The 25,263-nt window shown below is 71.9% G+C and carries 28 protein-coding genes and 1 pseudogene; 14 read left to right on the top strand and 15 right to left on the bottom strand.

The genetic code is table 11. The annotated features are described in order from the left end of the window. Positions 1–109 precede the first annotated feature (109 nt). The 3 genes from BUE30_RS04295 to BUE30_RS04285 all read left to right on the top strand — a co-directional run bounded on the left by BUE30_RS04295 (position 110) and on the right by BUE30_RS04285 (position 5,758). Positions 110–1,336 carry an SAM-dependent methyltransferase gene (locus BUE30_RS04295; protein WP_073326640.1) on the top strand — a complete coding sequence of 409 codons (1,227 nt, stop codon included), beginning with the start codon at positions 110–112 and terminating at the stop codon, positions 1,334–1,336. 59 nt (positions 1,337–1,395) lie between these two features. Continuing rightward, a complete protein-coding gene (gene carB, locus BUE30_RS04290) occupies positions 1,396–4,770 on the top strand; it encodes a carbamoyl-phosphate synthase large subunit (protein ID WP_073326639.1) in 3,375 nt (1,124 codons plus the stop codon). 409 nt (positions 4,771–5,179) lie between these two features. Continuing rightward, on the top strand, positions 5,180–5,758 hold the full coding sequence (locus tag BUE30_RS04285; RefSeq protein ID WP_073326638.1) for a thymidine kinase: 579 nt from the start codon (positions 5,180–5,182) through the stop codon (positions 5,756–5,758). Between the two features lie 217 nt (positions 5,759–5,975). Here the strand turns inward: BUE30_RS04285 and BUE30_RS04280 are convergent, their stop codons facing one another. From BUE30_RS04280 to BUE30_RS04265, 4 genes are all read right to left on the bottom strand, one after another. Further along, complete coding sequence (locus tag BUE30_RS04280) at positions 5,976–6,923, bottom strand: 2-hydroxyacid dehydrogenase (RefSeq protein ID WP_073326637.1); 948 nt, start codon at positions 6,921–6,923, stop codon at positions 5,976–5,978. Continuing rightward, entirely contained in the window at positions 6,923–7,261 is a 339-nt protein-coding gene (locus BUE30_RS04275) for a tRNA-binding protein (protein WP_073326636.1), read from the bottom strand. Before BUE30_RS04275 ends, BUE30_RS04280 begins: the two co-directional genes overlap by 1 nt. After that, a complete protein-coding gene (gene proC, locus BUE30_RS04270; RefSeq protein WP_073326635.1) occupies positions 7,254–8,054 on the bottom strand; it encodes a pyrroline-5-carboxylate reductase in 801 nt (266 codons plus the stop codon). Before proC ends, BUE30_RS04275 begins: the two co-directional genes overlap by 8 nt. 267 nt (positions 8,055–8,321) lie before the next feature. Continuing rightward, positions 8,322–8,822, bottom strand: coding sequence for a type III secretion system chaperone family protein (locus BUE30_RS04265; protein WP_073326634.1), 501 nt, complete (start codon positions 8,820–8,822; stop codon positions 8,322–8,324). A gap of 221 nt (positions 8,823–9,043) precedes the next feature. Here BUE30_RS04265 and BUE30_RS04260 point away from each other — a divergent pair, with 221 nt between their 5' ends. Then, positions 9,044–10,078, top strand: coding sequence for a M42 family metallopeptidase (locus tag BUE30_RS04260; protein ID WP_073326633.1), 1,035 nt, complete (start codon positions 9,044–9,046; stop codon positions 10,076–10,078). Here the strand turns inward: BUE30_RS04260 and BUE30_RS04255 are convergent. Further along, the gene (locus BUE30_RS04255; protein ID WP_073326632.1) at positions 10,033–10,764 is read right to left on the bottom strand and encodes a winged helix-turn-helix transcriptional regulator; all 732 of its coding nucleotides are present in this window, start codon (positions 10,762–10,764) and stop codon (positions 10,033–10,035) included. The two genes, BUE30_RS04260 and BUE30_RS04255, sit on opposite strands and share 46 nt — an antisense overlap. 240 nt (positions 10,765–11,004) lie before the next feature. Then, on the bottom strand, positions 11,005–11,253 hold the full coding sequence (locus BUE30_RS04250) for an accessory factor UbiK family protein (protein ID WP_073326631.1): 249 nt from the start codon (positions 11,251–11,253) through the stop codon (positions 11,005–11,007). 133 nt (positions 11,254–11,386) lie between these two features. Between BUE30_RS04250 and lgt the strand changes: the two genes are divergently transcribed. The 5 genes from lgt to BUE30_RS04230 all read left to right on the top strand — a co-directional run bounded on the left by lgt (position 11,387) and on the right by BUE30_RS04230 (position 15,436). Beyond that, entirely contained in the window at positions 11,387–12,268 is an 882-nt protein-coding gene (lgt, locus tag BUE30_RS04245) for a prolipoprotein diacylglyceryl transferase (protein ID WP_073326630.1), read from the top strand. Continuing rightward, the gene (locus BUE30_RS04240) at positions 12,265–13,341 is read left to right on the top strand and encodes a class I SAM-dependent methyltransferase (protein ID WP_073326629.1); all 1,077 of its coding nucleotides are present in this window, start codon (positions 12,265–12,267) and stop codon (positions 13,339–13,341) included. Before lgt ends, BUE30_RS04240 begins: the two co-directional genes overlap by 4 nt. Next, a complete protein-coding gene (gene pgeF / locus BUE30_RS04235) occupies positions 13,338–14,093 on the top strand; it encodes a peptidoglycan editing factor PgeF (protein ID WP_073326628.1) in 756 nt (251 codons plus the stop codon). The genes BUE30_RS04240 and pgeF overlap by 4 nt, the downstream gene beginning before the upstream one ends. 139 nt (positions 14,094–14,232) lie before the next feature. Beyond that, entirely contained in the window at positions 14,233–14,385 is a 153-nt protein-coding gene (locus BUE30_RS17725; RefSeq protein ID WP_170865609.1) for a hypothetical protein, read from the top strand. Positions 14,386–14,749: 364 nt separating this feature from the next. Then, entirely contained in the window at positions 14,750–15,436 is a 687-nt protein-coding gene (locus tag BUE30_RS04230; protein WP_244526269.1) for a Hint domain-containing protein, read from the top strand. A gap of 122 nt (positions 15,437–15,558) precedes the next feature. Here the strand turns inward: BUE30_RS04230 and BUE30_RS04225 are convergent, their stop codons facing one another. Continuing rightward, a complete protein-coding gene (locus BUE30_RS04225; RefSeq protein WP_073326627.1) occupies positions 15,559–16,059 on the bottom strand; it encodes an Lrp/AsnC family transcriptional regulator in 501 nt (166 codons plus the stop codon). 246 nt (positions 16,060–16,305) lie between these two features. Between BUE30_RS04225 and trxB the strand changes: the two genes are divergently transcribed. Together trxB and BUE30_RS04215 are read left to right on the top strand one after the other, a co-directional pair. Continuing rightward, positions 16,306–17,337 (top strand): thioredoxin-disulfide reductase, encoded by a 1,032-nt coding sequence (gene trxB, locus BUE30_RS04220; protein WP_073326626.1) that lies wholly within the window; start codon positions 16,306–16,308, stop codon positions 17,335–17,337. 80 nt (positions 17,338–17,417) lie between these two features. Further along, positions 17,418–17,828: pseudogene (locus BUE30_RS04215) on the top strand (RES family NAD+ phosphorylase); the annotation flags it as partial. Positions 17,829–18,006: 178 nt separating this feature from the next. On the opposite strand, the gene BUE30_RS04210 reads toward BUE30_RS04215, so the two are convergent. The 5 genes from BUE30_RS04210 to BUE30_RS04190 all read right to left on the bottom strand — a co-directional run bounded on the left by BUE30_RS04210 (position 18,007) and on the right by BUE30_RS04190 (position 21,353). After that, complete coding sequence (locus BUE30_RS04210; RefSeq protein WP_073326625.1) at positions 18,007–18,522, bottom strand: fasciclin domain-containing protein; 516 nt, start codon at positions 18,520–18,522, stop codon at positions 18,007–18,009. Between the two features lie 317 nt (positions 18,523–18,839). Next, positions 18,840–19,361, bottom strand: a complete 522-nt coding sequence (locus BUE30_RS04205; RefSeq protein ID WP_073326624.1) for a fasciclin domain-containing protein — start codon at positions 19,359–19,361, stop codon at positions 18,840–18,842. Positions 19,362–19,592: 231 nt separating this feature from the next. After that, entirely contained in the window at positions 19,593–20,297 is a 705-nt protein-coding gene (locus BUE30_RS04200) for an anti-sigma factor (protein WP_083601119.1), read from the bottom strand. Next, positions 20,294–20,836: a sigma-70 family RNA polymerase sigma factor gene (locus BUE30_RS04195; protein WP_073326623.1), complete on the bottom strand. Its 543-nt coding sequence runs from the start codon at positions 20,834–20,836 to the stop codon at positions 20,294–20,296. The genes BUE30_RS04200 and BUE30_RS04195 overlap by 4 nt, the downstream gene beginning before the upstream one ends. A 73-nt stretch (positions 20,837–20,909) precedes the next feature. Beyond that, positions 20,910–21,353 (bottom strand): NUDIX domain-containing protein, encoded by a 444-nt coding sequence (locus BUE30_RS04190; protein ID WP_073326622.1) that lies wholly within the window; start codon positions 21,351–21,353, stop codon positions 20,910–20,912. Positions 21,354–21,518: 165 nt separating this feature from the next. On the opposite strand from BUE30_RS04190, the gene BUE30_RS04185 reads away from it, so the two are divergent. Continuing rightward, entirely contained in the window at positions 21,519–22,289 is a 771-nt protein-coding gene (locus BUE30_RS04185) for an esterase/lipase family protein (protein ID WP_073326621.1), read from the top strand. Positions 22,290–22,465: 176 nt separating this feature from the next. Here BUE30_RS04185 and BUE30_RS04180 read toward each other — a convergent pair whose 3' ends face one another. From BUE30_RS04180 to BUE30_RS04170, 3 genes are all read right to left on the bottom strand, one after another. After that, positions 22,466–23,542, bottom strand: a complete 1,077-nt coding sequence (locus BUE30_RS04180) for a 5-(carboxyamino)imidazole ribonucleotide synthase (RefSeq protein WP_073326620.1) — start codon at positions 23,540–23,542, stop codon at positions 22,466–22,468. After that, a complete protein-coding gene (gene purE, locus BUE30_RS04175) occupies positions 23,532–24,032 on the bottom strand; it encodes a 5-(carboxyamino)imidazole ribonucleotide mutase (RefSeq protein ID WP_073326619.1) in 501 nt (166 codons plus the stop codon). The genes BUE30_RS04180 and purE overlap by 11 nt, the downstream gene beginning before the upstream one ends. Before the next feature lie 153 nt (positions 24,033–24,185). Next, a complete protein-coding gene (locus BUE30_RS04170) occupies positions 24,186–24,407 on the bottom strand; it encodes a YdcH family protein (protein WP_073327626.1) in 222 nt (73 codons plus the stop codon). Positions 24,408–24,588: 181 nt separating this feature from the next. Between BUE30_RS04170 and BUE30_RS04165 the strand changes: the two genes are divergently transcribed. Together BUE30_RS04165 and BUE30_RS04160 are read left to right on the top strand one after the other, a co-directional pair. Further along, on the top strand, positions 24,589–25,002 hold the full coding sequence (locus BUE30_RS04165; protein WP_073326618.1) for an Hsp20 family protein: 414 nt from the start codon (positions 24,589–24,591) through the stop codon (positions 25,000–25,002). 2 nt (positions 25,003–25,004) lie between these two features. After that, positions 25,005–25,229 carry a DUF1150 family protein gene (locus tag BUE30_RS04160; protein ID WP_073326617.1) on the top strand — a complete coding sequence of 75 codons (225 nt, stop codon included), beginning with the start codon at positions 25,005–25,007 and terminating at the stop codon, positions 25,227–25,229. Positions 25,230–25,263 lie beyond the last annotated feature (34 nt).

Genomic DNA, 25,263 nt, shown 5'->3' with positions numbered 1-25,263 from the left:
CGCAGGGGGCGGGAAGTCAAGCGGCGGGACGCCCGGGGCTGGTCAGACGGCGCGCGCCGCCTACCGTGGCCTTCCTGACGAAGACGTGACCACGACCCGGACGACGATCATGTGGGCTGATCTCCTGCACCGTGCCCTGACGCATCTGATCCATCTCGAGGGGATGGAGGTGCGCTATCCGGACGGAACGCTGCACCGCTACGGCCCCGAGCGGCCCGCCCCCATCGCCATCGCGATCCACGATCCCGCGCTGCTGCGCCGCATCCTCACCCAGCCCGAGCTCGCCCTCGGGGAGGGCTATGTCGACGAGGGCTGGACGGTGGAACGCGGCACGCTCGCCGATTTCTTCCGCGTGGCGCTGCGCAACCAGCGCGCCGGGCACCTGCCGCGGGTGATGCGGGCCTGGGATCTCGTCCTGACGCCGGCGCAGAAGTTCTGGCGCCACAACCGCCTCGCCAGCGCCCGGTCCAACGTCGCGCATCACTACGACCTGTCCTCCGCGCTCTACGATCTCTTCCTCGACGCGGACCGGCAGTATTCCTGCGCCTATTTCCCGGACGAGGGGATGAGCCTCGACGCCGCGCAGGAGGCGAAGAAGCACCACGTCGCCCGCAAGCTGTGCCTGCGGCCGGGGATGCGCGTCCTCGACATCGGCTGCGGCTGGGGCGGCATGGCGCTGACGCTGGCCCGGGAGTACGGCTGCGACGTGGTGGGCATCACCCTCTCGACCGAGCAGCACCGCATGGCGACCGAGCGGGCGCGGGAGGCCGGGCTAGCGGGGCGCATCGACATCCGCCTCATGGATTACCGCGAGCTGACGGGCCACTTCGACCGCATCGTCTCGGTCGGCATGTTCGAGCATGTCGGCCTGCCGCAATACCGGACCTATTTCGACACGGTGCGCCGCCTGCTGGCACCCGACGGCGTGGCCCTCGTCCACACGATCGGGGTGATGGGCAAGCCGCAGGCCACGGGCGAATGGGTGCGGCGCTACATCTTCCCCGGCGGCTACCTGCCCTCGCTCTCCGAGATGGTGGCCGCGATCGAGAAGGCCGACATCCCGATCACCGACATCGAGGTGCTGCGCGACCATTACGGCCACACGCTGCGCCGCTGGGCCGACCGTTTCGCCGCACGCGAGGACGAGGCGCGCGCCCTGTACGACGAGCGGTTCGTGCGGATGTGGCGCTACTACCTCGAATCGGCGGGCGGGTCGTTCTTCTGGGGCCGGAACGTCGTGTTCCAGGTCCAGCTGGAGGCGTCGAAGGGCCAGGTGCCGAAGGTGCGGGACTACCTCACCCGGCCGGACGCCTCCCCGGCCGACGGCGGGGGTTGAAGCCCCCCTTCCCGGGTCTATAAGCGGCGGGATTTTCGCCCCTGACCCGAGGTTCCCCGATGCCGAAACGCACCGACATCCGCTCGATCATGATCATCGGGGCGGGCCCCATCATCATCGGTCAGGCCTGCGAGTTCGACTATTCCGGCGCGCAGGCCTGCAAGGCGCTGCGGGAGGAGGGCTACCGGGTGATCCTGGTCAACTCGAACCCCGCGACGATCATGACCGATCCCGGACTGGCCGACGCCACCTATATCGAGCCGATCACCCCCGAAGTGGTTGCCCGCATCATCGAGAAGGAGCGCCCCGACGCGCTGCTGCCGACGATGGGCGGGCAGACCGGCCTCAACACCTCGCTCGCGCTGGAGGAGATGGGCGTCCTCGAGAAGTTCGGGGTCGAGATGATCGGCGCCAAGCGCGAGGCCATCGAGATGGCCGAGGACCGCAAGCTCTTCCGCGAGGCGATGGACCGGCTCGGGATCGAGAACCCCAAGGCCACGATCGTCACCGCGCCCAAGCTGCCCAACGGCAAGCGCGACCTCAAGGAAGGGGTCCGCCTCGCGCTCGAGGCGCTGGAGGAGATCGGCTTGCCCGCGATCATCCGCCCCGCCTTCACCCTCGGCGGGACCGGCGGGGGCGTGGCCTACAACCGCGCGGAATACGAGCATTACTGCCGGTCCGGCATGGACGCCTCGCCCGTCGGGCAGATCCTCGTCGACGAGAGCCTGCTCGGCTGGAAGGAATACGAGATGGAGGTGGTCCGCGACCGCGCGGACAACGCCATCATCGTCTGCTCGATCGAGAACGTGGACCCGATGGGCGTCCATACCGGCGATTCCATCACCGTGGCGCCCGCGCTGACCCTGACCGACAAGGAATACCAGATCATGCGCAACGGCAGCATCGCCGTCCTGCGCGAGATCGGGGTCGAGACCGGCGGGTCCAACGTCCAATGGGCGATCAATCCCGAAGACGGCCGCATGGTCGTGATCGAGATGAACCCCCGCGTCTCGCGCTCCTCGGCGCTGGCCTCAAAGGCGACCGGCTTCCCGATCGCCAAGATCGCGGCGAAACTGGCCGTCGGCTACACGCTCGACGAGCTGGACAACGACATCACCAAGGTGACGCCGGCCAGCTTCGAGCCGACCATCGACTACGTCGTGACCAAGATCCCGCGCTTCGCCTTCGAGAAGTTCCCGGGCGCGAAGCCCGAGCTGACCACCGCGATGAAGTCGGTCGGCGAGGCCATGGCGATCGGCCGGACCTTCCACGAATCGATGCAGAAGGCGCTCGCCTCGCTCGAGACGGGGCTCACCGGCTTCGACGAGATCGCGATCCCGGGGGTGAAGGGCAAGGGCGGCTCCGACCCCTCTGCCGACGAGCGCGCCGCCATCGTCAAGGCGCTGTCCCACGCCACGCCCGACCGGCTGCGCGTCATCGCCCAGGCGATGCGGCACGGCCTCTCCGACGACGACATCCAGGCGGTGACGAAGTTCGACCCCTGGTTCCTCGCCCGCATCCGCGAGATCGTCGAGGCCGAGGCCCGGATCCGCAAGGACGGCCTGCCCACGACCGAGGAGGGGCTGCGCGCGCTCAAGATGCTCGGCTTCACCGATGCGCGGCTTGCCGCGCTGACGGGGCGGGACGAGGGGCAGGTCCGCCGCGCCCGCCACAATCTCGGCGTGACGGCGGTTTTCAAGCGCATCGACACCTGCGCCGCCGAGTTCGAGGCGCAGACGCCCTACATGTATTCCACCTACGAGAGCCCCGCGATGGGCGAGGTCGAGGACGAGGCCCGGCCCTCCGACCGCAAGAAGGTGGTGATCCTCGGCGGCGGCCCGAACCGGATCGGCCAGGGGATCGAGTTCGACTATTGCTGCTGCCATGCCTGCTTCGCGCTGACCGAGCAGGGCTACGAGACCATCATGGTCAACTGCAATCCCGAGACGGTCTCGACCGATTACGACACCTCGGACCGCCTCTATTTCGAGCCGCTGACCTTCGAGCACGTGATGGAGATCCTGCGCGTCGAGCAGGAAGCGGGCACGCTCCACGGCGTCATCGTCCAGTTCGGCGGCCAGACCCCGCTGAAGCTGGCGAACGACCTCGAGGCGGCGGGCATCCCGATCCTGGGCACCACCCCCGACGCCATCGACCTCGCCGAGGACCGCGAGCGGTTCCAGCGCCTCGTGACCGATCTCGGCCTGAAACAGCCGCGCAACGGCATCGCGCACAGCGATGCCGAGGCGAAGGAGATCGCCGAGGAGATCGGCTACCCGCTGGTGATCCGCCCCTCCTACGTCCTCGGCGGCCGCGCGATGGAGATCGTGCGCGACCGCGAGGGGCTCGACCGCTACATCGCCGAGGCGGTGGTGGTGTCGGGCAAGTCGCCGGTCCTGCTCGACAGCTACCTCTCCGGCGCGACCGAGGTGGACGTGGACTGCCTCTCCGACGGCAAGGCGACCCATGTCGCGGGCATCATGCAGCATATCGAGGAGGCCGGCGTCCATTCCGGCGACAGCGCCTGCTGCCTGCCGCCCCATTCGCTCGCCCCCGCCACCATCGCCGAGATCCGCCGCCAGACCGAGGCGCTGGCCCGGGCGCTGAACGTCGTCGGCCTGATGAACGTCCAGTTCGCGGTCAAGGCGAACGAGGCCGGCGAGGACGAGGTCTACCTGATCGAGGTGAACCCCCGCGCCAGCCGCACCGTGCCCTTCGTCGCCAAGGCCACCGACAGCGCCATCGCCTCGATCGCCGCGCGGCTGATGGCGGGCGAGAAGCTCTCGGGCTTTCCGGTGCGGCCTCCTTACGAGAACGTCGGCTACGAGAGCGAGCTGCCCTATGCCGACCCGATGACGCTGACCGACCCGATGATGCCGTGGTTCTCGGTCAAGGAATCCGTCCTGCCCTTCGCCCGCTTCCCGGGCGTCGACACCATCCTCGGCCCGGAGATGCGCTCCACCGGCGAGGTGATGGGCTGGGACCGCAACTTCCCCCGCGCCTTCCTCAAGGCGCAGCTCGGCGCCGGCACCCGCCTGCCGGAGGAGGGCCGCGTCTTCGTCTCTCTCCGCGACGGCGACAAGGGCCCGCAGATGGAGGAGGCCGCGCGCATCCTCACCGATCTGGGCTTCACCCTGCTCGCCACGCGCGGCACGGCGAAGTGGCTGGCCGCCCGGGACATCCCCTGCGAGATCGTGAACAAGGTCTACGAGGGCGGCCTGACCATCGTCGACCGGCTCAAGGACGGCCATGTCGCCCTGGTGCTCAACACCACCGAGGGCGCCCAAGCGGTCGAGGACAGCCGCGAGATCCGCTCCGTCGCGCTCTACGACAAGATTCCCTACTACACGACGGCGGCCGGCGCCCATGCCGCGGCGCTGGCCATCCAGGCCAGGGCCGAGAGCGATATCGGCGTCCGCAGCCTGCAGGCCTGACGACTAGAGGGGCCGCCCCGGTCCAGTGAAGCGGCCCCTCCCCGTTACCCCGCGGACGGGGCCGCCCGCGGGTTGGCGTTCGGCGTCGGGGGGCGCCTCGCCCCCGCCTGCCGGTCGACAGGACCCACGGCCCGGCCCCCGGCCGAGTTGCGGCAATGCACGTTTTCCTTCGGGTGACGTTGCGGGAACTTGATGCAGAGCAATGACCCGGGGCGGGCCCCGGGCGATGGCGTCGCGGGCGGCGCCGCGTGCGGCGCCCGGCGTCACGAGTGACCCCCCCGCGGCCATGGCCGCGGGGGGGTTCGCCGCCCCCCTCCCGGCCAATTCCCGGTCCCGCACCGCCCCCGCACACCGGCCTCCCGGGCCCGACCCTTGCGCCTCCGGCATGTCGGCGCGATAGAGCCGCATCATGGCCAAGCTGCACTTCAACTACTCGACGATGAACGCCGGCAAGTCGACGCTGCTCCTGCAGGCGGCGCACAACTATGTCGAGCGGGGCATGGGGGTGCAGCTGCTGACAGCCCGGCTCGACACCCGTGCCGGCGAGGGGCGGATCGCCAGCCGGATCGGCATCGGCCAGCCGGCCCAGACCTATGGCCCGCAGGACGATCTCTTCGCGATGATCTCCGCCCGCCAAAACCGGTCCGACCTCGCCTGCGCCTTCGTCGACGAGGCGCAGTTCCTGACCGAGCCGCAGGTCTGGCAGCTCGCCCGCGCGGTCGACGATCTCGGCGTCCCGGTCATGGCCTACGGGCTGCGCACCGATTTCCGCGGCCAGCTCTTCCCCGGCTCGGCCGCCCTGCTGGCGCTGGCGGACGAGATGCGCGAGGTGCGCACGATCTGTCATTGCGGGCGCAAGGCGACCATGGTCGTGCGCCGCCTGCCCGACGGCAGCGTCGCGCGGACCGGCGACCAGGTGGAGATCGGCGGCAACGACCGCTACGTCCCGCTCTGCCGCCGGCACTGGCGGGACGCGATGGGGGCGTGACCGCCTGCCGCCGTGGCCGCTCCGCGCCCCGGACGATGCGCGCCCCCCGCACGATGCGCCGACCTCCCCCCTTCGCAGGGTCGCAAATACCGCGGCGACCGGCCGGCCGGAGGGATGCCGGTCCGGGGGACGCGCCGATGCGGGACGGCGGGCGGGGCGATCCCGCGCAGCGGGGAGCGTCGGCCGGCGGGTCCGGGGAGAAGCCCCGGACCGGTTCTCAGGCCAGCGCCTGAGGCGGCGGGCGCCCCTCGGCGTAGGCGATCAGGTTGTCCAGCGCCATCATCCCCATGGCCCGCCGCGTCTCGATCGTGGCCGAGCCCAGATGCGGCAGCAGCACCGCGTTCTCCAGCGCCCGCAACCGTTCGGGCACGTCCGGTTCGTTCTCGTAGACGTCGAGGCCGGCCCCGGCGATGCGGCCCTCCTCCAGCGCCTCGATCAGCGCGGTCTCGTCCACCACCTCGCCGCGGGCGATGTTGACGAGGATGCCGGTCGGCTTCATCGGCGCGATGGCCTCCGGCCCGATCAGCCCTCGTGTCCCGGCCCCGCCGGGGACCGTGACGACGACGAAATCCGCGGCAGCCATCAGCGCCTCGAGGCTCTCCACCTGCCGCGCGCCCGGCACCTCCTTGCGCGAGCGGTTGTGGAACAGCACCTCCATGTCGAAGCCGAGCCGCCCGCGCTTCGCCACCGCCTGACCGATCCGGCCCATGCCGACGATGCCGAGCGTCTTGCCGGTGACCTGGAGCCCCAGCATGTCCTGCGCGAAGCCGCCCCAGCGGCCGGACCGGACCAGCCGCTCCCCCTCGCCCGCGCGGCGCGCGGCGGACAGAAGCAGCGTCCAGCCGATATCGGCGGTCGCGTCGGTCAGCACGTCCGGCGTGTTCGACACAAGCACCCCGGCCGCCCTGGCCGCGTCCAGATCGATATGGTTGTGGCCCACCGCCACGTTGGCGATCATCCCGCAGCGCAGGTCGTCCCCCGCCCCGGCAAAGGCGCCGGCGGTGAAGGCATCCCCCACCGTGCCCATGATCGCGTCGTAGGTGACGAGCGCGTCGGCGATCGCGGCCTCGTCCAGCGCGCCGCCCTCCAGCGCCACGGTCTCGAACGCCTCCGCCGCGCGCGCCATGACCTGCGCGTCGAATTGCCGCGTGATCAGCACTCGCATCAATGCATCCTTTCCCCGTTGGCGACGGGCCGGTCGGGGCCGATCAGCACGATCCCCCCTTCCCCGTCCGACAGGCCGAGGACCAGGACCTCGGACATGAACCTGCCGATCTGGCGCGGCGGGAAATTCGTCACCGCCATCACCTGCTTTCCCACCAGCCCCTCGGGATCGTAATGCGCCGTCACCTGGGCAGAGGTCTTCCGCTCGCCGATCGCGGGGCCGAAATCGATCCACATCTTGATCGCGGGCCTGCGGGCCTCGGGGAAGGGTTCGGCGCGGATCACCGTGCCGACGCTGATCTCGATCTTCAGGAAGTCGTCGAAGGTGATGTCAGCCATTGCGCAGCTCGCGGCTCCTGCGCGACGCGGCAGACACGGTCCGGCGCATCAGGTCCGGCAATTCAGCCATCAGCACCTCGAGCCCCGCCTGGGTGGTGCCGTTCGGCGAGGTGACGTTGACGCGCAGCTGCGCGGGGCTGTCCTGCGACCCTTCGGCCAGAGCGCCCGCCCCGGCCACGGTCGCCTGCGCCAGCCGCGCGGCGAGGGCGGGGGGCAGACCCTCGGCCTCGGCGGCGGCGGTCAGCGCCTCGATCATGTGGAACACGTAGGCGGGGCCGGACCCCGAGACGCCGGTGACGGCGTCCATCTGGCCCTCGTCCTCCAGCCGGACGACCTGCCCCACGGCGCTCAGCAGCGTCTCGGCGCGGCCGAGATCGGTGTCGGAGGCGGCGGCATTGCCGACGATGGCCGTGATCCCCCGCCCCACGGCGGCCGGGGTGTTCGGCATCGCCCGCACGATGGGCGTGCCCGCCCCGAACGCCGCCTCGAAGGCGGAGATCGGCGTGCCGGCCGCGACCGAGATCACCAGCGTGCCGCCCCCGCCCAGCGCCGCCACGGCCGGCAGCGCATCGCCCATCATCTGGGGCTTCACCGCGATCAGCGCGACGGCCGGCGCCTCCGGCACGCCCTCGTTCAGATGTACGCCGAGACCGGAGAGCCAGTCCGACGGGTCGGGGTCGATCACCCAGACCGATGCCCGGGGCAGGCCCCGGTCCAGCCAGCCGGCCAGCATCGCCCCGCCCATCCTGCCGCAGCCCAGCAGCAGCAGCCCCGCTGTCGCGATCTCGTCCATGCGCGTCCCTCCCGTTGCGGTCGCGCCCGGACCCTAGGAAGGCCCCGGCCCGGCCGCAACGCGAAACGGCCGGGGTACGGGAGGGGGCGCTGCCCCCGTCGCCTGACGGCGACTCCCCCGGAGTATTTGGAGCAAGATAAGGGGGGCTGCGCGTCGCGGGCGGGGGCCTGTATCCCGCCCGCAACGGGGCGGGGGCGGGCGCTGCCGATCGGGGAAAGCGGCGGACCGGGAGGCGGCGATCCGGCTCTCTCCCGGCCCCGGGGGCGCTCAGGCGGTGCCGTAGGCCCCGGCGATGGCGATCTGGATCGCATCGCGGGCCGGGCGGTTGCCCCAGGTCGCGAGCTGGAAGGCGGGGTAGAACCGCTCGGAGGACTGGATCGCGGACGAGATCATCGTGTCGATCTGCTCGGGCGAGGCGACCTGGTCACCGGCCAGGACCAGCCCGTAGCGGTAGACCATCAGCTTCTGCTCGCCCCACCAGCTGAAGCCCCCGGCCCAGCACTGGTCGTTGACCTCGTTGAGCATCTCGTAGAGCGCGGCCATCCGCTCCTCGGGCGGCTCCATCTCGAAGGTGCAGATCAGGCGCAGCGTCTGGTCGAAGGCCGACCAGGCCAGGGTGATCGAGTAGGTCCGCCACTGCCCCTCGACCGCCATCGCGATCTGGTCGTGCGCCACCCGGTCGAAATCCCAGGCGTTGTGGCTGGCGATCGATTCCACGAGGTCGATCGGATCGACCTCGGCCTCGTCGTAGTAGTCGGTGAGGGACATGCTCGGCCTCGCTGCTCGTGCGCCGGGCCGATCCGTGACCGCCTAGCGCTGGGTGCCTGTGCTAGGGACGGTTGGTTTTTCTGTCCGCCCCCACGAGATATGGTGAGGCCCGGGGAGTCGGCTGTAAAGTCAATTCTTGGGGAAAACGTCCCCGGCGGCATGGTTGCGCCGGCGCAACGGCGGGATAGGCTGCGCGCCGAACAATCCGGAAAGGCCAAGCGATGAACATCGACCTGCTGAAACGCCTCTGCGAGACCCCCGGCGTGCCCGGCAACGAGGAGCGGGTGCGCGACCTCATCTCCTCCGAGATCGAGGGGCTGTTCGACCATGTCGAGACCGACCCGATGGGCACGCTCATCTGCCGCCGCGACGCCGCGTCCGAGGGCGCGCCCAAGGTCATGCTGCTCTGCCACATGGACGAGATCGGTTTCCTCGTCAGCCACATCACCGACAAGGGCTATCTCTACGTCCAGCCCGTCGGGGGCTTCGATCCGCGCAACCTGTTCTCGCGCCGGGTTCTGGTCTGCACCCGGGACGGCGACCTCAAGGGCGTGATGAACCCGGGCGGCAAGCCGATCCACATCTCCTCGCCCGAGGATCGCAAGAAGGTGCCGCAGGTCACCGATTTCTTCGTCGATACCGGCCTCGGCGAGGCCGCGAAGGACAAGGTGCGGGTCGGCGATTACGTCGTGATGGACGAGCCGCTGATCGAGATGGGCGACAAGATCGTGTCCAAGGCGCTGGACAACCGGGTCGCCTGCTGGCTGGGGATCGAGGCGATCCGCGCGATGGACGGGGAGGCCGGGCGCGGCGCCGAGATCACCGTCGCCTTCACCTGCCAGGAGGAGGTGGGCCTGCGCGGCGCGCGGACGGCCGCCTACAAGGTGCGGCCCGATATCGGGATCGGCGTCGACACGACGCTGGCCTGCGACACGCCCGGCATTCCCGACAAGGATGCGACGACCACGCAGGGCAAGGGCTTCGGCCTGCACGTGCGCGACAGCTCGTTCATCGCCGACAAGGCGCTGGTGCAGGAGATCGAGGATCTCGCCGTCGAGAAGGGCATCCCCTACCAGCGCACCATGCTGGCGGCGGGCGGCCAGGACGGCGCCGCCGCGCAGCAAGCGGCGGCGGGCGCCCGCGCCGTGGGGATCGTCGTGGGCACCCGCTACATCCACACCGTGACCGAGATGGTCGACAAGGGCGACCTTCAGGCCGCGCGGGACATCCTGTCGGCGTATCTCTCGCGCTTCTGACGGCGGCGCGGGCCCTCTGTCTCGGGCAGGGGCGTGAAGACCAGGCCCCGGCCGCGCACCGTGCGGAGCCGGTCGGGGTCGCCGCCCGCGGCGGCGATCTTCTTGCGGATCTCGAAGATGTAGACGTCGAGCGTGCGGTCGTTCGGCGCCTCGTCCAGCCCGTAGAGCTGGTCCATGAGGGCGGACCGCGACACGACGCGGCCCGCGTTCAGGGCCAGATGCTCGAGTAGTTCGTATTCGAGCCGGGCAAGCGGGATAACCTCGCCGTTCGTCTGCGCGCGGCGCGCGACCGGGTCGAAGACCGCGCCCGCCAGGGCGAGGCGCGGCGGCGGATGGCCCTGCGCGCGCAGCGCGGCCGCGACGAGCCGGGCGGTGATGGCGCCCGCCCCTTCCGGCGCGACCGCCGCGGCCGCTCCGGCGGCGAGCAGGGGGGCCGCCCGTTCGGAGCGTGCGCCGCTGACGAGGACCGGCAGGTCCGGGGCGTCGCGCATGATGGCGCGGATCAGCGCGGCGGCATCCATGTCCGGAAGGTCCGCCTCGATCAGCGCCGCGTCGTGCCGCACCAGCCGGGCGAGATCGGCGGCATCGGCGCCGTCCTCGGCCCGGCTGAGCGGAAAGCCCGCCCGTTCGAGCGCGTTTGCCGTGGTCTCCCCGGCCCAGGTCGTCGTGGTGACGAGAAATCGCATGTCGGCCCTCCGTTCCGGCGCGGACCAGGACCCCCGCTTCGGGGGGCGGTCCGGGCGTCAGCGGAGCGGCCTTCTGCCGGCTCTCGGGCCCATCATTAACCCGAACGCCGCCTTCGGGCATCCGCGTTCAGGGTAAACGGCCGGGGCCATTTCTGGGCAGACCCGCCCCGGTTCCGCCACGATCCGGGCGGCGCCGGATCGGGAACGGGCCGGAAGCGGGCCCGGGCGGCGACCTGCCGCTCAGTTCGAGGTCCTGGCCTCGAGCGCGGCGATCCGGGCCTTCAGCGCCTCGTTCTCCTCGCGCGCCTTCTGGGCCATCGCGCGGACCGCATCGAATTCCTCGCGCGTCACGAGGTCGCGGTCGGCGAGCCAGCGGTCCATCATGCCGCGCATCGCGTTGTTCGCCTCGTCCCGCGCGCCCTGGGCGACGCCCATCGCGTTGGTCATCAGCTGCGAGATGTCGTCGAAGATCCGGTTCCGGGACTGCATGGGCGGGCTCCTCAGGGGCATGGGGTCATGGGGCGTATGGTCCTCGCCCGATATGGGCGCGGGCCCGGGCGGGGGCAAGGCGGGCGGGCGGCGGCGATTGACAAGCGGCGGGTTGGGCCGAACAAGCGGGCCGATGCAGACCGGTCTTCCCTTTCCCGACATCTCTCCCGATGTCTTCACCCTGAGCCTCGGGGCGTTCTCGTTCACGCTGCGATGGTACGCGCTGGCCTATATCGTCGGCATCCTGATCGGCTGGCGGATCGCGCTGGCCGCGCTGCGCCGGCCGGCCCTGTGGCGGGACGCGCCGCCGATGACCGGCGCCCAGTTCGAGAACCTGATGACCTGGATCATCCTCGGCGTGATCGCCGGCGGACGGCTGGGCTACGTCCTGTTCTACCAGCCGGGCTACTACCTCTCCCATCCGTGGGAGATCCCCTTCGTCTGGCAGGGGGGCATGTCGTTCCATGGCGGCTTCCTCGGCGTCGTGGCCGCGATCTGGGGCTATGCGAGGGCGCAGGGCCTCAAGCTCGGCTCGACCGCCGACGTGATCGCGCTCGGCACCTGGCCGGGGCTGCTGCTGGGGCGGATCGCCAATTTCGTGAATGCCGAGCTCTGGGGCCGGCCGACCGACCTGCCCTGGGGGGTGATCTTTCCCGGGCCGGCCGCGCAGGCCTGCGCCACGGCCGAGACGCTCTGCGCGCGGCACCCCTCGCAGCTCTACGAGGCGGCGCTGGAAGGGGTGATCCTCGGCGCAATGCTGCTGTGGCTCGCCTTCCGGGCGGGCGCCCTGAAGGCGCCGTGGCTGCTGACGGGCGTGTTCCTGGCCGGCTACGGGGCCGCCCGGTTCGCGGTGGAATTCGTGCGCCAGCCCGACGCGCAGTTCGTGACGCCCGGCAATCCGCTGGGCCTCGCGCTGCATGTCGGCGGCTACGGGCTCACGATGGGGCAGCTGCTGTCGCTGCCGATGCTTCTGGTCGGTGCCTGGCTGATCCTGCGCGCCCGGCGCCGGGCGTGAGCGGCGGGGTCCCCCCCCTCGCCCGGCTGCTGGCCGAGAGGATCGCCGCGACCGGACCGATCCCGGTGGCCGAGTTCATGGCGACCTGCCTCTGGCATCCCGCCCACGGCTATTACGCGACGCGCGACCCGCTGGGCGCGTCCGGCGATTTCGTCACCGCGCCCGAGATCAGCCAGATGTTCGGAGAGCTGCTGGGCCTCGCCCTCGCGCAGGCCTGGATCGACCAGGGATCGCCCCCCCGGATCGTCCTGGCCGAGCTCGGCCCCGGGCGCGGGACGCTGATGGCGGACCTGCTGCGCGCCGCCGCCCGCGTGCCCGGGTTCGTCGCGGCGGCGGAGCTGCACCTGGTCGAGGCCTCGCCCGTCCTGGCGGAGGCGCAGCGGCGCGCGGTGCCCGGCGCGGCGATCCATCCCCGGACCGAGGACCTGCCCGAGGGGCCGCTCTACCTGGTCGCCAACGAGTTCTTCGACGCCCTGCCGATCCGGCAGTTCGTGCGCGAGGGCGAGGGCGAGGGCGGGACATGGCGCGAGCGCATGGTCGGGCTGGAGGGGGACGCCCTCGCCTTCGGCCTGTCCCCCGCCGCGCCGGTCGAGGCGCTGTCCGGGGTCCGGGTCGCGACGGGCGGATTGGTCGAGACCTGCGCGCCGGGCGCCGCCATCGCGGCGGAGATCGGTCGGCGGCTGGCGGCGCAGGGGGGCGCCGCGCTGATCGTCGATTACGGCGACTGGGGGTCGGAAGGGGACACGCTGCAGGCCCTGTCGGGCGGCGCGCGGATCGACCCGCTTGCCCGGCCCGGCGAATCCGACCTGACCGCCCATGTCGATTTCGAGGCGCTCGCCCGCGCCGCCGCCCCCGCCCTGCCGACCCGACTGACGCCGCAGGGCGTCTTCCTCGAACGGCTGGGGATCACGCAGCGGGCGCAGGCCCTCGCCCGGGGGCTGTCCGGCCCGGCCCTCGAGGCACATGTCGCGGCCCACAGGCGGTTGACGCATCCCGAAGAGATGGGTCTGCTCTTCAAGGTGATGGGGCTGACCCATCCCGACGCCCCGCCACCGCCCGGACTGGTCCGATGACGCTCGACATCATCAGCGCCCCTATCCTCGCCGACGTCACGCACGGATTCTTCGGCCGGGCGGGCGGCGCGTCCTCGGGGGTGTTCCGGGGGCTGAACTGCGGCTTCGGCTCGTCCGACCAGTCGGACCTCGTGGCGATCAACCGCGCGCGGGTCGCCGCCGCGATGGACGTGGCCCCCGGGGACCTCGTCGGGGTGACGCAGGTCCATTCCGCGCGTGCGGTGACGATCCGCTCGCCCGGCGAAGCGGGGGCGGAGGCGGACGCGCTGGTGACCGACCGGCCGGGGCTGGCCCTGGCCATCCTGACCGCCGATTGCGCGCCGATCCTCTTCGCGGACCCGGAGGCCGGGGTGATCGGCGCCGCCCATGCGGGGTGGAAGGGCGCGAAGGGCGGCGTGATCGAGGCGACACTCGACGCGATGGAGCGGCTCGGCGCCCGGCGTCCCGCCATCGGCGCCGCCATCGGCCCCACGATCAGCCAGTGCGCCTACGAGGTCGGGCCCGATTTCCGCGACGCCTTCCTCGCGGACGAGGCCACCAGCGCCCGGTTCTTCGTCGCGGGAGAGGACGGGCGCTGGCAGTTCGATCTGCCGGGCTATGCGCTGCAGCGTCTGGACCGCGCCGGGATCGGGCGGCGCGGCTGGACGCGCCACTGCACCTATGCCGATCCCGAGCGCTTCTTCTCCTACCGGCGGGCGACGCACCGGAACGAGGCCGATTATGGTCGCCTGATCGCCGCCATCCGGCTCTAGGCGCTGGGGCGCGGCACGCCCTCTCAGCGCCGTGGCGGCGCCCCGGAATGGATCGACCCCGGACATCGCCCCGCCCCGAAGCGGGACGAAGGTTGGACGCGACCGGCCCGGAGGGGCCGCCCCCTGAGGGACAGGACCCATGACGACCAAGCCCCGCTGGCTCGCCGCCATCGCCGCCAATGCCGCCGCCTCGAAGACCCGGATGCCCTGGGAACGCGGCCTGCGGCGCGCGGCCGCCATTCGCCGTCGCAGGACGACCGTGCCGACCGGGCCGCGGCGCGCCGCCGGCTGATCCCGGCAGCCGGACGCGCCGCAGGACGGCCAGGGCCCCCGGCCCCTGCATCCGCGACGAATCGCTTTGTGGCGGGATCGTGGCGGCGGCGCGGGTTCGGGCAACGATCCTGCCTGCCGCCCCCGCATTGCCGGCGCGCATGCCCCAATCGACGCCGGATTTTGACAGGCGGCGCCCCGGAGACGAGACTGACAACTCACGCGAAACGATGCCCGGACGTTGTCGGTGGGGGCCGACCCGGGCGAGCGAACCCGACGAGGTGTCGATGACACAGCCCCCGCGCCCGACCTTTCGTGCCGCCCCGGCCCCGACGCCCGCACCCCACGTGCCGGGGCGCAGCGCCGCCGCCGACAGACCGGCGCCGATGATGCGGCGCGTCGAGGTGCTCTCGCTCGCGCCGAATGGCGATATCGACGACCAGCGCCGGCTGGTCCCGGCCCTCCCCGCCTTCGAGGACGCCTTCGCCGCCTTCGCCCGCGGCACGCTCTTCGCCACCGAGCGGGGGCAGGTCGCGGTCGAGGACCTGCTGCCCGGCGACCGGGTGAAGACCGTCGATCACGGTTTCCTGCCGCTCCTGTGGAAGGGCTCGACGCTGATCGTGTCGGGGGCCAAGGGCCAGTCGCCCGAGATGGGGCGCCTCACCCGCATAGCGGCCGACGCGCTGGGCGTGGCCCGCCCGCTGCCCGATCTGGTCCTCGGCCCGCGGGCGCGACTGATCCACCGCGCCCCGGGGGTGCGGACGCTGACCGGGTCGGAGCGGGCCCTGATCTATGCCAGCGACTTCATCGACGGGGCCAACGTGGTCGCGCTCTCACCGGCGAGCCCGGTCCAGGCCTTCCATCTGGGCTTCGAGGGGCATGTGCGGCTGTCCGTCCACGGCATCGAATGCGAGAGCCACCATCCCGGGCCGGCGCATCTCCTGGGGCTGCGGCACGAGATGCTCAGTCTCTACCTGTCCTGCTTCCCGCAAGTCGACGAGCTTGCGGATTTCGGCGAGGCGATGATGCCGCGCCTGCGCCGCAGCGATCTGGACCTGTTCGACGTGGCCTGATCCGTGACAGGCCGGGTCCGTGACAGGCCCGGTCCGTGTCGGGCCCGGTCCGTGTCGGGCCCGGTCCGTGTCGGGCCCGGTCCGCGACGGGCCCGCCGCCGCCGGCCAAGCGGTGTCCCGGATCAGACCTTGCGGACGACCCGCTCCTCCAGCACGTCGAAGGGAACGCCCGGCTCGTCCTTGCCCTGCCGGATCACGAGGCTGGTGCGGACCGAGGCGACGTTCGGGGCGGCCGTCAGTTCCTCGGTCAGGAAGGCCTGGAAGGTCCGCAGGTCGGGCGCGGTGCATTTCAGGATGAAGTCCACCTCGCCGTTCAGCATGTGGCATTCGCGGACCAGCGGCCAGCCGCGCACCCTCTCCTCGAAGGCCGAGAGATCGGCCTCGGACTGGCTGCGCAGTCCGACCATGGCAAAGACCTGGACCTCGAATCCCAGCTCGTGCGGGTCCACGTCGGCGTGGTAGCCCCGGATGTAGCCCTGCTCTTCCAGCCCGCGGACGCGGCGCAGACAGGGCGGTGCCGAGATCCCGACGCGGCTCGCCAGCTCGACATTGGTCATCCGACCGTCGGCCTGCAGTTCGGCCAGGATCCTGCGATCGATCTCGTCCAGCCGGCCACCGGGCATGGGCCCCTCCGTTCCGTTCTCGGGTCTTTGCGGCTCTTACCCCGCAGCCTCGCCAGCCGCAACAATCTTGCACAAGAGAGCAATATCGTAAGGCGGGGGTGGCGGCTTCGTCCTGCCTTCGGCCGGCCCCGCGCCCGGCCGCGATGTCGCCCGATCCCGGGCCCGGGATGGACGGGGCTGCGCCCCGGCCCTTTCGGGTCCGGCCCCCCGGGGTTATATCGCCCGGACCCTGCCGAGGAGTCCCCCATGTCCGATCCGCGTTCCGTCAAGCTGCTCATCGTCGGCTCCGGCCCGGCCGGTTACACGGCGGCGGTCTATGCCAGCCGCGCGATGCTGAATCCCGTGCTCCTTCAAGGGATGGAGCCGGGCGGCCAGCTCACCACCACGACCGAGGTCGAGAACTGGCCCGGCGATACCGAGGTGCAGGGCCCCGAGCTGATGGTCCGGATGGAGGCGCATGCCAGGGCGATGGGGGCCGAGATCGTGACCGACCTCGTCACCGATCTCGACCTGTCGCGGCGCCCCTTCGTGGCGACCTGCGATTCGGGACAGGTTTACCATGCCGAGGCCGTGATCCTCGCCACCGGCGCCCGGGCGAAGTGGCTGGGACTGGAGAGCGAGGAGAAGTTCAAGGGCTTCGGCGTGTCGGCTTGCGCGACCTGCGACGGCTTCTTCTACCGCGGGCAGGAGATCGTCGTGATCGGCGGCGGCAACACCGCCGTGGAGGAGGCGCTGTTCCTGACCAACTTCGCCAGCAAGGTCACGCTGATCCATCGCCGCGACGAGCTGCGGGCAGAGAAGATCCTGCAGGACCGGCTGATGAAGCACCCCAAGGTCGAGACCCTCTGGCACCACGTGCTCGAGGAAGTGGTGGGCGAGGACAATCCGAAGGGCGTCGAGGCGGTGAGGGTCCGCCATGTCGAGACCGGCGAGGTGACGACGATCCCGACCAAGGGCGTCTTCGTGGCGATCGGCCACGCGCCCGCCTCGGAACTCGTGAAGGATCAGCTGGAACTGCACAACGGCGGCTACGTGAAGGTCGAGGCCGGGACCACGCGCACCTCGTTCCCCGGCGTCTTCGCCGCAGGGGACCTGACCGACCACGTCTACCGCCAGGCCGTCACGAGCGCCGGGATGGGCTGCATGGCCGCGCTCGACGCCGAGCGGTTCCTGGCCGAGCACGGGCTGCAGGACGGCAAGGACGAGACCCTGCCCCTGGGCTACGGCGCGCCGGAGGGCGAAGGCGTGGTCGACGCGGGCGTCGACGCGGCGGAGTGAGCGGCCTCGTCCGCGTGGACGGGCCCTACTGGCGGCTGCTCCCGGCGTAGGGGGCGGATCCCCTCGGCCCGGCCCGCGCGGCCGAAGGGCGATCGCATCATTCCGGGCAGAGGGCGCTCTACCTGTCGCAGACGCCCGAAGGCTGCGGCATCGCGATCCGCCGCTACCTCGCGCCGGGCGACCCGGAAAGGGCCCTCTACCGGCTGCACGTCACCTCGGACCGGATCGTCGACCTGCGCGATCCCGGTGCCTGCGCCGTCCTCGGGATCGACACGACGCACCGGGCAGCGACCTGGCAGGACTGGCGCGCCCGGGGCGAGCCGTCGCCGACCTGGGCCATCAGCGACCGGATCCGCGCCCTCGGCCTCGACGGGATGCTCTACGCCTCGCGCTCGCGGCCCGAACTGACGCATCTGACGCTGTTCGCCTGGGGGGCGGAAGGGGCGGAGCTGCGCGTCGCCGGCGCCCCCGTGCCGTGGTCGCCGGCCTGACGGCCGGGGCCGGCGGCGCAGGGGGGCAAGGAGGCACGGGGCCGGCGCATCCCGGCGGGCCGACCCTGTGCGCGGCTCCGAATCCGCGGCACCTGTCCCCGAGCGCCGCTCCGACGAAAAACCGCCCGGGGCGAACCCCGGGGGCGGTACGTGGCGTCCGCTCGAGTACGGCCGTCGATCACATCGCCGGCTGCACCACGCCGTCGATCACGTGGACGACGCCGTTCGACGCGGCCACGTCGGCCATGGTCACGGTGACGGTGGTCCCGTTCTCGTCGGTCAGGGTGACGTTCTCGCCGTCGAGCGCGGCGGTCAGCTCGCAGCCGCCGAGGGTCGGAACGGCATGCTCGCCGCCGTCATCCTCGATCATGCCGACCAGCGCGTCGGCCATCACCTCGCCCTCGACCACGTGGCATTGCAGGATGGTGCCGAGCGTTTCGGGATCGGCCAGCAGCGAGTCGAGCGTGCCCTCGGGCAGCGCGTCGAAGGCCGCGTTGGTCGGCGCGAACACGGTGAACGGACCTTCGCCGTTCAACGTCTCGACGAGGCCGGCAGCCTCGACGGCGGTGACGAGGGTGGAGAGGTCTTCCGTCGCCTGGGCGGTCTCGACGATGGTCATCTCGGAATCCTGCGCGAGGGCGGCGGAACCGAGAGCGACGGCGAGCGTGGCGGAGGTCGCGAAAGTGCGGATCATGGGTATCTCCCAATCGGTGTTGACGACCGACGGCCCCTCCGTCGATCTCGAATGGCGAACACCGACCTCCCGGGATGCGTTTCGACACGCGGCTTCACGATCTCTGACGCGGGCGTGATGCTTTGCCGGGCGCCTCATGCGCCCCATCGACACCCGGGCGATCCCGGGCTCTGGGGGGCCCCGACGCCTCTCCCGCCCCGGGGGCCGGAGACGGGCCCCGGGTCCCGCGGCGTCGGCCCTAACGGCAGCCCCGAACGCAGCAACGCCGCCCCGGTGCGAACCGGGACGGCGCTCCTTGCCCCCTCGGGGGCGGCAGATCACATGGCGGGCATGATCACGCCGTCGATGACGTGGACCACGCCATTCGAGGTCGCGATGTCGACCGCGCCGAGACCGATCGTGTTGCCGTTCTCGTCGGTGATCATCACCTCGGCTGTGCCGCTGGCCTCGGTCAGTTCGGCTTCCAGCATGCAGCCACCCAGCGTCTCGATCATCGCCCGGTTGTTCTGCGCCTGGATCATGTCGATCAGCGCCTCGGAATAGACCTCGCCGGCCACGACGTGGCACTGCAGGATCGTGCCCAGCGTCGCCGGATCGGCCAGCAGCGTGTCCAGCGTGCCCTCGGGCAGCGCCTCGAAGGCGGCGTTGCTGGGCGCGAACACGGTGAACGGACCTTCGCCCGACAGCGTCTCGGCCAGGCCGGCGGCCTCGACCGCGGTCACGAGGGTCGAAAGGTCCGGCGTCGCCTGGGCGGTCTGGACGATGTCGAGATCCTGGGCATAGGCGGAAGAGCCGATCACGACGGCGAGCGTGGCGGAGGTCGCGAGAGTGCGGAGCATGTTGTGTTTCCGTTCCGTGTCCTTGGCCGGCAGCCAGTCCGCCAGCCTCGGGGCACGAACCCCGGGGCGGGCCCTTCGTTGCGACACGGGGCATCACGGCCGATAACGCTGCCGTGATGGGTCGGGCCTGCCCTGCGCGCTTCGGGCCCGCGCCCTTCGGGGCCGCCCGCTTCGGCACCGCGCGCTTCGATCTTGCTCGCCCGAGGTTCGTGGTGAGGCGGCGCGTCCGGCTCAGACGTCCTCGAGCGTGCCCGCCGCCAGCACCGCGCCGGTGGGCTGGCCGGTCGGCGATCCGCCCGGGGGCTCCTCCGACACGGCGAGGGTGATGCCCTGCTCCACCAGGTCGCGCGGGTAATCGGGCAGGAAGTAGTCGCGGCTTTCCACCACGCCGAGCGAGACGGGCGCCTGCCCTTCCGCAATGGCCCAGAGCTGCAGCACCCGCCCCTCCGGCGCGTCCCCCGCATCGAGGATGACATGCATCGCCGAGAAATCCTCGAGCACGCCCACCCGCAGCGCCAGCGCGCCGTCCTCGCTGGCGAGATTCGCCAGCAGGGTCGGCGGCGTGCCGGAACTGGGCAGCACGACGACGAAGACGGCGACGGCCAGTGCCGCTGCTGTGCCGAGCCCGGCGAGCCAGCGCCAGAGGCCGCCCGCCGCGCGGCCGGCCGCCCCCTGTCCCGATCCGGCCCCCACGGGCCCCGCCCCGCCGAAGAGACGCCGCTCGATCGCGGCGTAGACCCGGGCCGGCGGCGCGACCTCGGCCGTGTCGGCGTCGAGCTGGACCAGCCGCTCGCGCCAATCGGCGACGGCGGCGGCGAAACGCGGATCCTCGCGCAGGCGCACCCGCGCCCCCGCGGCCTCGGCGCCCTCGAGCAGACCGATCGCGTATTCCCCGGCCAGGGCCGCGTCGTCGTCGTCCATCTCCGTCATGGTCATCGGGCCATGCACTCCCGCAAGGTGATGAGAGCCCGCCGCAGCCAGCTCCGCATCGTGTTGATCGGCACGCCGGCGGCCTCGGCCAGGTCGGCGTAGCTCTGCCCCCCCAGATAGGCCCCCCGCACCGCCGCGCGGCGGTCCTCGGGCAGCTCGCCCATGCAGGCGACGACGCGCCGCGCCTCGTCCCGGTCCAGCGCCGCGCCCTCGGGCGTGGCGGCCTGGTCCACCAGGCTTTCCGCAGCGCCCTCCGCGGCGCTGTCCTCGCGCCGCCGCCGCACCGCGTCGATCGCGGCGTTGCGGGCGATGGTGATCAGCCAGGTCATGGGACGCGCCCCGCCCGGCCTGTAGCGCTCGGCATTGGCCCAGATCTTCACGTAGGCCTCCTGCAGCGCATCCTCGCTCCGCCCCCTGTCCCTCAGGATACGGAGGCAGACGCCGAAGAGTTTCGCCGAGGTCGCGTCGTAGAGCGCGGCGAAGGCCGCGCGGTCGCGCAGGGCGCAGCGCGAGATCAGCGCCTCGATATCCGAGCTGTCGGTCACGTCCGTCCCCCGCCTGCCTGTCCGCCCCCAGAGAACGGCATCCGGCGCCGGGATGCCAGAGGGGGATCGACCCTCAGCGCAGGATCGGCTCGAGCGGGTCGTAGGCCGGGGCGTCCGGGTCACGCCAGGCCACGGCGGCGAGACTGTCCGGCTTGACCCTCAGCGTCGCCAGCTCCGCCCGGCTCGCCCAGCGGCGCAGGCTGACCACGCCCTCGGGATCGGCCCAGTCGCCCTCCGGATCGCCCGCGACCAGCGAGACGCGGAAATAGAGATCGACCTGGTGGAAGGCCCCGTCCGGGTCGTGGAACTCGTTGACGAGGCAGGGCGCACCGACGGACACCTCGAGCCCCGTCTCCTCGTGGAACTCGCGGCGCAGGTTGTCGGGAAGCGAGGCATGCGGCTCCGCCCCGCCGCCCGGCGCGCACCACAGGTCGGCGCGGCCGGGATAGGCATTGACCACCAGCAGGCGGTCGTCGCGCAGCAGAAGGCCGCGCACGGCGAGGCGGACGGATCGCATGCCCCGTCGATGCGCCGCCCCGGCGCGGGACGCAAGGCCCGGGGCGCAGCGCCCGGTCGGAACGGCCCCCTTGGCGAGCGTCCCGCCCCGGCGTCCGATCCGGGCCGCCCGACCCCGGCCCACGGCACGGATGGGCCGGCGCCCGCGCCGTGCTACATCCGCCCCATGCGCGCCGCCCTCCTCCTGCTCCTCGCCCTCGCCGCCTGCAGCGCGGCCCCCGGAAGCCAGGCTCAGGACGGGACCGGGGGCCCGCCGGCCGGGGCGGAATGCGTCGTCCTGCTGCACGGTCTCGCCCGGGGGGAGCTGTCCCTCGCCCCGATGGCCGAGGTGCTCGAACAGGCCGGCTACGTCGTCGTGAACGAGGGCTATCCCTCGACCGAGGACCCGATCGAGACGCTGGTCGCCAGGAACGTCGCGCGCGACGTCGCCGCCTGCGGCGGCCGGCGCGTCAACTTCGTCACCCATTCGATGGGTGGAATCCTTGCCCGCGCCTGGCTCGGCGCGAACCGGCCCGAGAGGATGGGCCGGGTCGTGATGCTCGCCCCGCCGAATCAGGGCTCCGAGCTGGTCGACGTCTTCGGCGAGTTCGAGCCCTTCGAATGGGTCAACGGCCCGGCGGGCCTCGCCCTCGGCACCGGTCCGGACAGCCTGCCGAACGAACTGCCGGACCTGCCCGATTACGAGGTCGGGATCATCGCCGGCACCGCTTCGCTCAACCCGGTCTATTCCGCGCTGATCCCGGGCGCCGACGACGGCAAGGTCTCGGTCGCGTCGACCTTTCTCGACGGGATGACCGACCACATCACCCTGCCGGTCAGCCATACCTTCATGATGAACAACCCGCTGGTGATCGGCGAGGTGCTGAGCTTCCTGCGCACCGGCGCCTTCGATCCCGACCTCACCATGGGCGAGGCGCTGTTCGGCCCCGGCGACTAGGCCGCCCCCCCGTATCGCCGGGGTCGATGCGGCCGCCCTGGGGGGCGCGCCGTCATCCTCCTTCGCAGGGTCGCAAATACCTCGGCGCCCCGACAGGGCCCGCGCGACGCCGGGGGCGGGGCGCCCGGCGGGATGGCGGGCGGGGCGACGGCGCCAGCCGAGCGCCGTCCGGCGGCCTAGCCCGCCGGCCCCGTGACCCGGTTCGCGTGGCCCATCTTGCGGCCGGGCCGCGCCTCGGCCTTGCCGTAGAGATGCAGCGCCGCACCCGAGGCCGCGAGGTCCGGCACCCGGTCCATGTCGTCGCCGATCAGGTTCTCCATCACCACGTCGGAATGGCGCGTCCCGTCGCCCAGCGGCCAGCCCGCAACCGCGCGGACATGCTGCTCGAACTGGTCGATGACGCAGCCGGTCTGGGTCCAGTGCCCGGAATTGTGCACCCGGGGCGCGATCTCGTTCACCACGAGCCCCCCCGGCGTCACGAAGAGCTCCACCCCGAGCACCCCGACATGGTCGAGCGCGTTGAGGATCCGCGCCGCCAGCAGAACCGCGTCTGTTCGCCGTCCGGCATCGAGCGAGGACGGAACCGTCGTCGTCCGCAGGATCCCGCCCTCGTGCACGTTCTCGCCCGGGTCGTAGGCCGCGACCTCGCCCGACACGCCCCGCGCCGCGATGACCGAGACCTCGGCCGTGAAGTCGACGAACCCTTCCAGGATCGCCGGTGCGCCGGCCATGGCGGCGAGCGCGGCCTCCACGTCCTGCGGACCCGACAGGCGGGCCTGGCCCTTTCCGTCGTAGCCGAGCCGCCGGGTCTTGAGGATCGCGGGCGTGCCGATCTCCTCCAGCGCCGCCCGCAGCGAGGCCGGATCGTCCACGGGCGCGAAGGGGGCGACGGCCAGGCCGAGATTCCGCAGGAAGGTCTTCTCCGTCAGCCGGTCCTGCGAGGTGGCGAGCGCGCGGCGCCCGGGACGGATCGGCACCAGACTCTCGATCAGGTCGAGCGCCCGGGCGGGCACGTTCTCGAACTCGTAGGTCACGACATCGACCGAGGCGGCGAAGGCGCGCAGCGCGATCTCGTCCTCGTAGGGGGCGGTGGTCGTGCGCCAGGCGACGTCGCCCGCCGGCGGCTCGGCGCCCGGCTCGAAGACGTGGCAGCGAAAGCCCAGCCGCGCGGCGGCGACCGACAGCATGCGGCCGAGCTGGCCGCCGCCGAGGATGCCGATCACGGCGCCGGGGCGGAGCGGATCATGCGTCACGCGGCACCTCCGGGATCGACGCGGCGAGCGCCGCACGCCAGGCCTCCAGCCGGGCGGCCAGCGCGGGATCGGCGGTGGCGCAGATCGCCGCCGCCATCAGCCCGGCATTGATCGCGCCCGCCTGCCCGATCGCCATCGTGGCGACGGGAAAGCCGCGCGGCATCTGCACGATGGAATAGAGCGAATCGATCCCGCCCAGCGCGCGCGTCTCGATCGGCACGCCGATCACCGGGACGATCGTCTTCGAGGCCAGCATGCCGGGCAGATGAGCCGCCCCGCCCGCGCCGGCCACGATGGCCCTCAGCCCCCGTCCCGCCGCCTCGGTGCCGTAGGACCAGAGCCTGTCCGGCGTCCGATGGGCCGAGACGATCCGTGCCTCGTAGGGCACGCCGAGCTCGTCCAGGATGCGGCCGGCTTCGGACATGGTCGGCCAGTCGGACTGGCTGCCCATGACGAGGCCGACCAGCGGATCGGGGGAGGGATCGGGCATCGGGCACTCCTTGGCGGAAGGGCGCAGCGGCGCGGCGACCCCGCGGCCGTCCTAGCGGACCGGCGCCCCCGGCATCAAGACGGCCTGCCCCGCACGACCATCCCGGCACGAGGCCCGCCGCGGGGCGGGGGCATCCCGGGCCGGGCGGGGCGGTCAGGCGATGATGTCGGGCGTCAGCCGGTCCTCGAGCTGCGCGATCCGATCCTTCAGCCCCAGCTTCTGCTTCTTGAGCCGGCGGATCGTCAGCACGTCGGCGGCCGGGCCCCGCGCCTCGAGCGCGTGGATCGCCTCGTCGAGATCCCGGTGCTCACGGCGCAGCACCTCCAGCTTCACGCGGAGGACCTCGGTCTCGGTCATGGCGGCGGACATGTTCATGACCCGGTCATAGCGGCAGGTGGCCGCCATCCAAAGGATTTTCGCGCGCCTCGCGGGCGGATGCGCGGCGGCGCCCGCACCTTGCACGATTCCGGCGGGGCACCCATATTCGGGTCAGGCCCCGCCGCCGCGAAGCGGGACGGGCGCCCCACGATGTCGCTTCACCGCAAGGGCTCGGACCATGACGAAACTCACCCTCGGGGCCTATCCCCATCTCCTCGGCTTCGAGGACCTGGAACGCCTGCTCGAGCGCACGGCGAAGCACGCGGAGGGCTATCCCCCGTTCAACATCGAGCAGACCTCGGCCGAGAGCTACCGCATCACCCTGGCCGTCGCCGGCTTCGCCGAGGACGACCTCGCCATCACGGTCGAGGACAACCAGCTCGTGATCCGGGGCCGTCAGACCGACGACACCGAAGGACGCGTCTTCCTGCATCGCGGAATCGCCGCGCGGCAGTTTCAGCGGAGCTTCGTGCTGGCCGACGGCGTTGAGGTGGGGGAGGCGCGGCTGGAGAGCGGCCTTCTCCACGTCGATCTCGCGCGCAAGCGACCCGACACCGTGGTTCAGACGATTCGCATCAAGAGGAGCGTGTAGACATGAAGACCCCCCGCGATCTCAAGGAGACGGGCGAGAACATCGTCTACGTCAAGCCCGTCGACGTGGCCGACCTGCCCGAAGAGGTGCAGGAGCAGGCCGGGGAGCTGACCCAGCTCTTCGCCGTCCACGACAGCAAGGGCGCGCAGCTCGCGCTGGTCGCCGACCGCAAGCTCGCCTTCACCCTCGCCCGGCAGCACGACATGGTGCCGATGACGGTGCACTAGGCCCGCCCGGCCCGGCCCGTCGAGACGATCGAGC

Origin of the sequence: Wenxinia saemankumensis (genome assembly GCF_900141735.1) — a bacterium.
GTDB classification, from domain to species: Bacteria; Pseudomonadota; Alphaproteobacteria; order Rhodobacterales; family Rhodobacteraceae; genus Wenxinia; species Wenxinia saemankumensis.
Note: the sequence above shows the minus strand (reverse complement) of the source record. Positions and strands in the feature narration are given on the sequence as shown.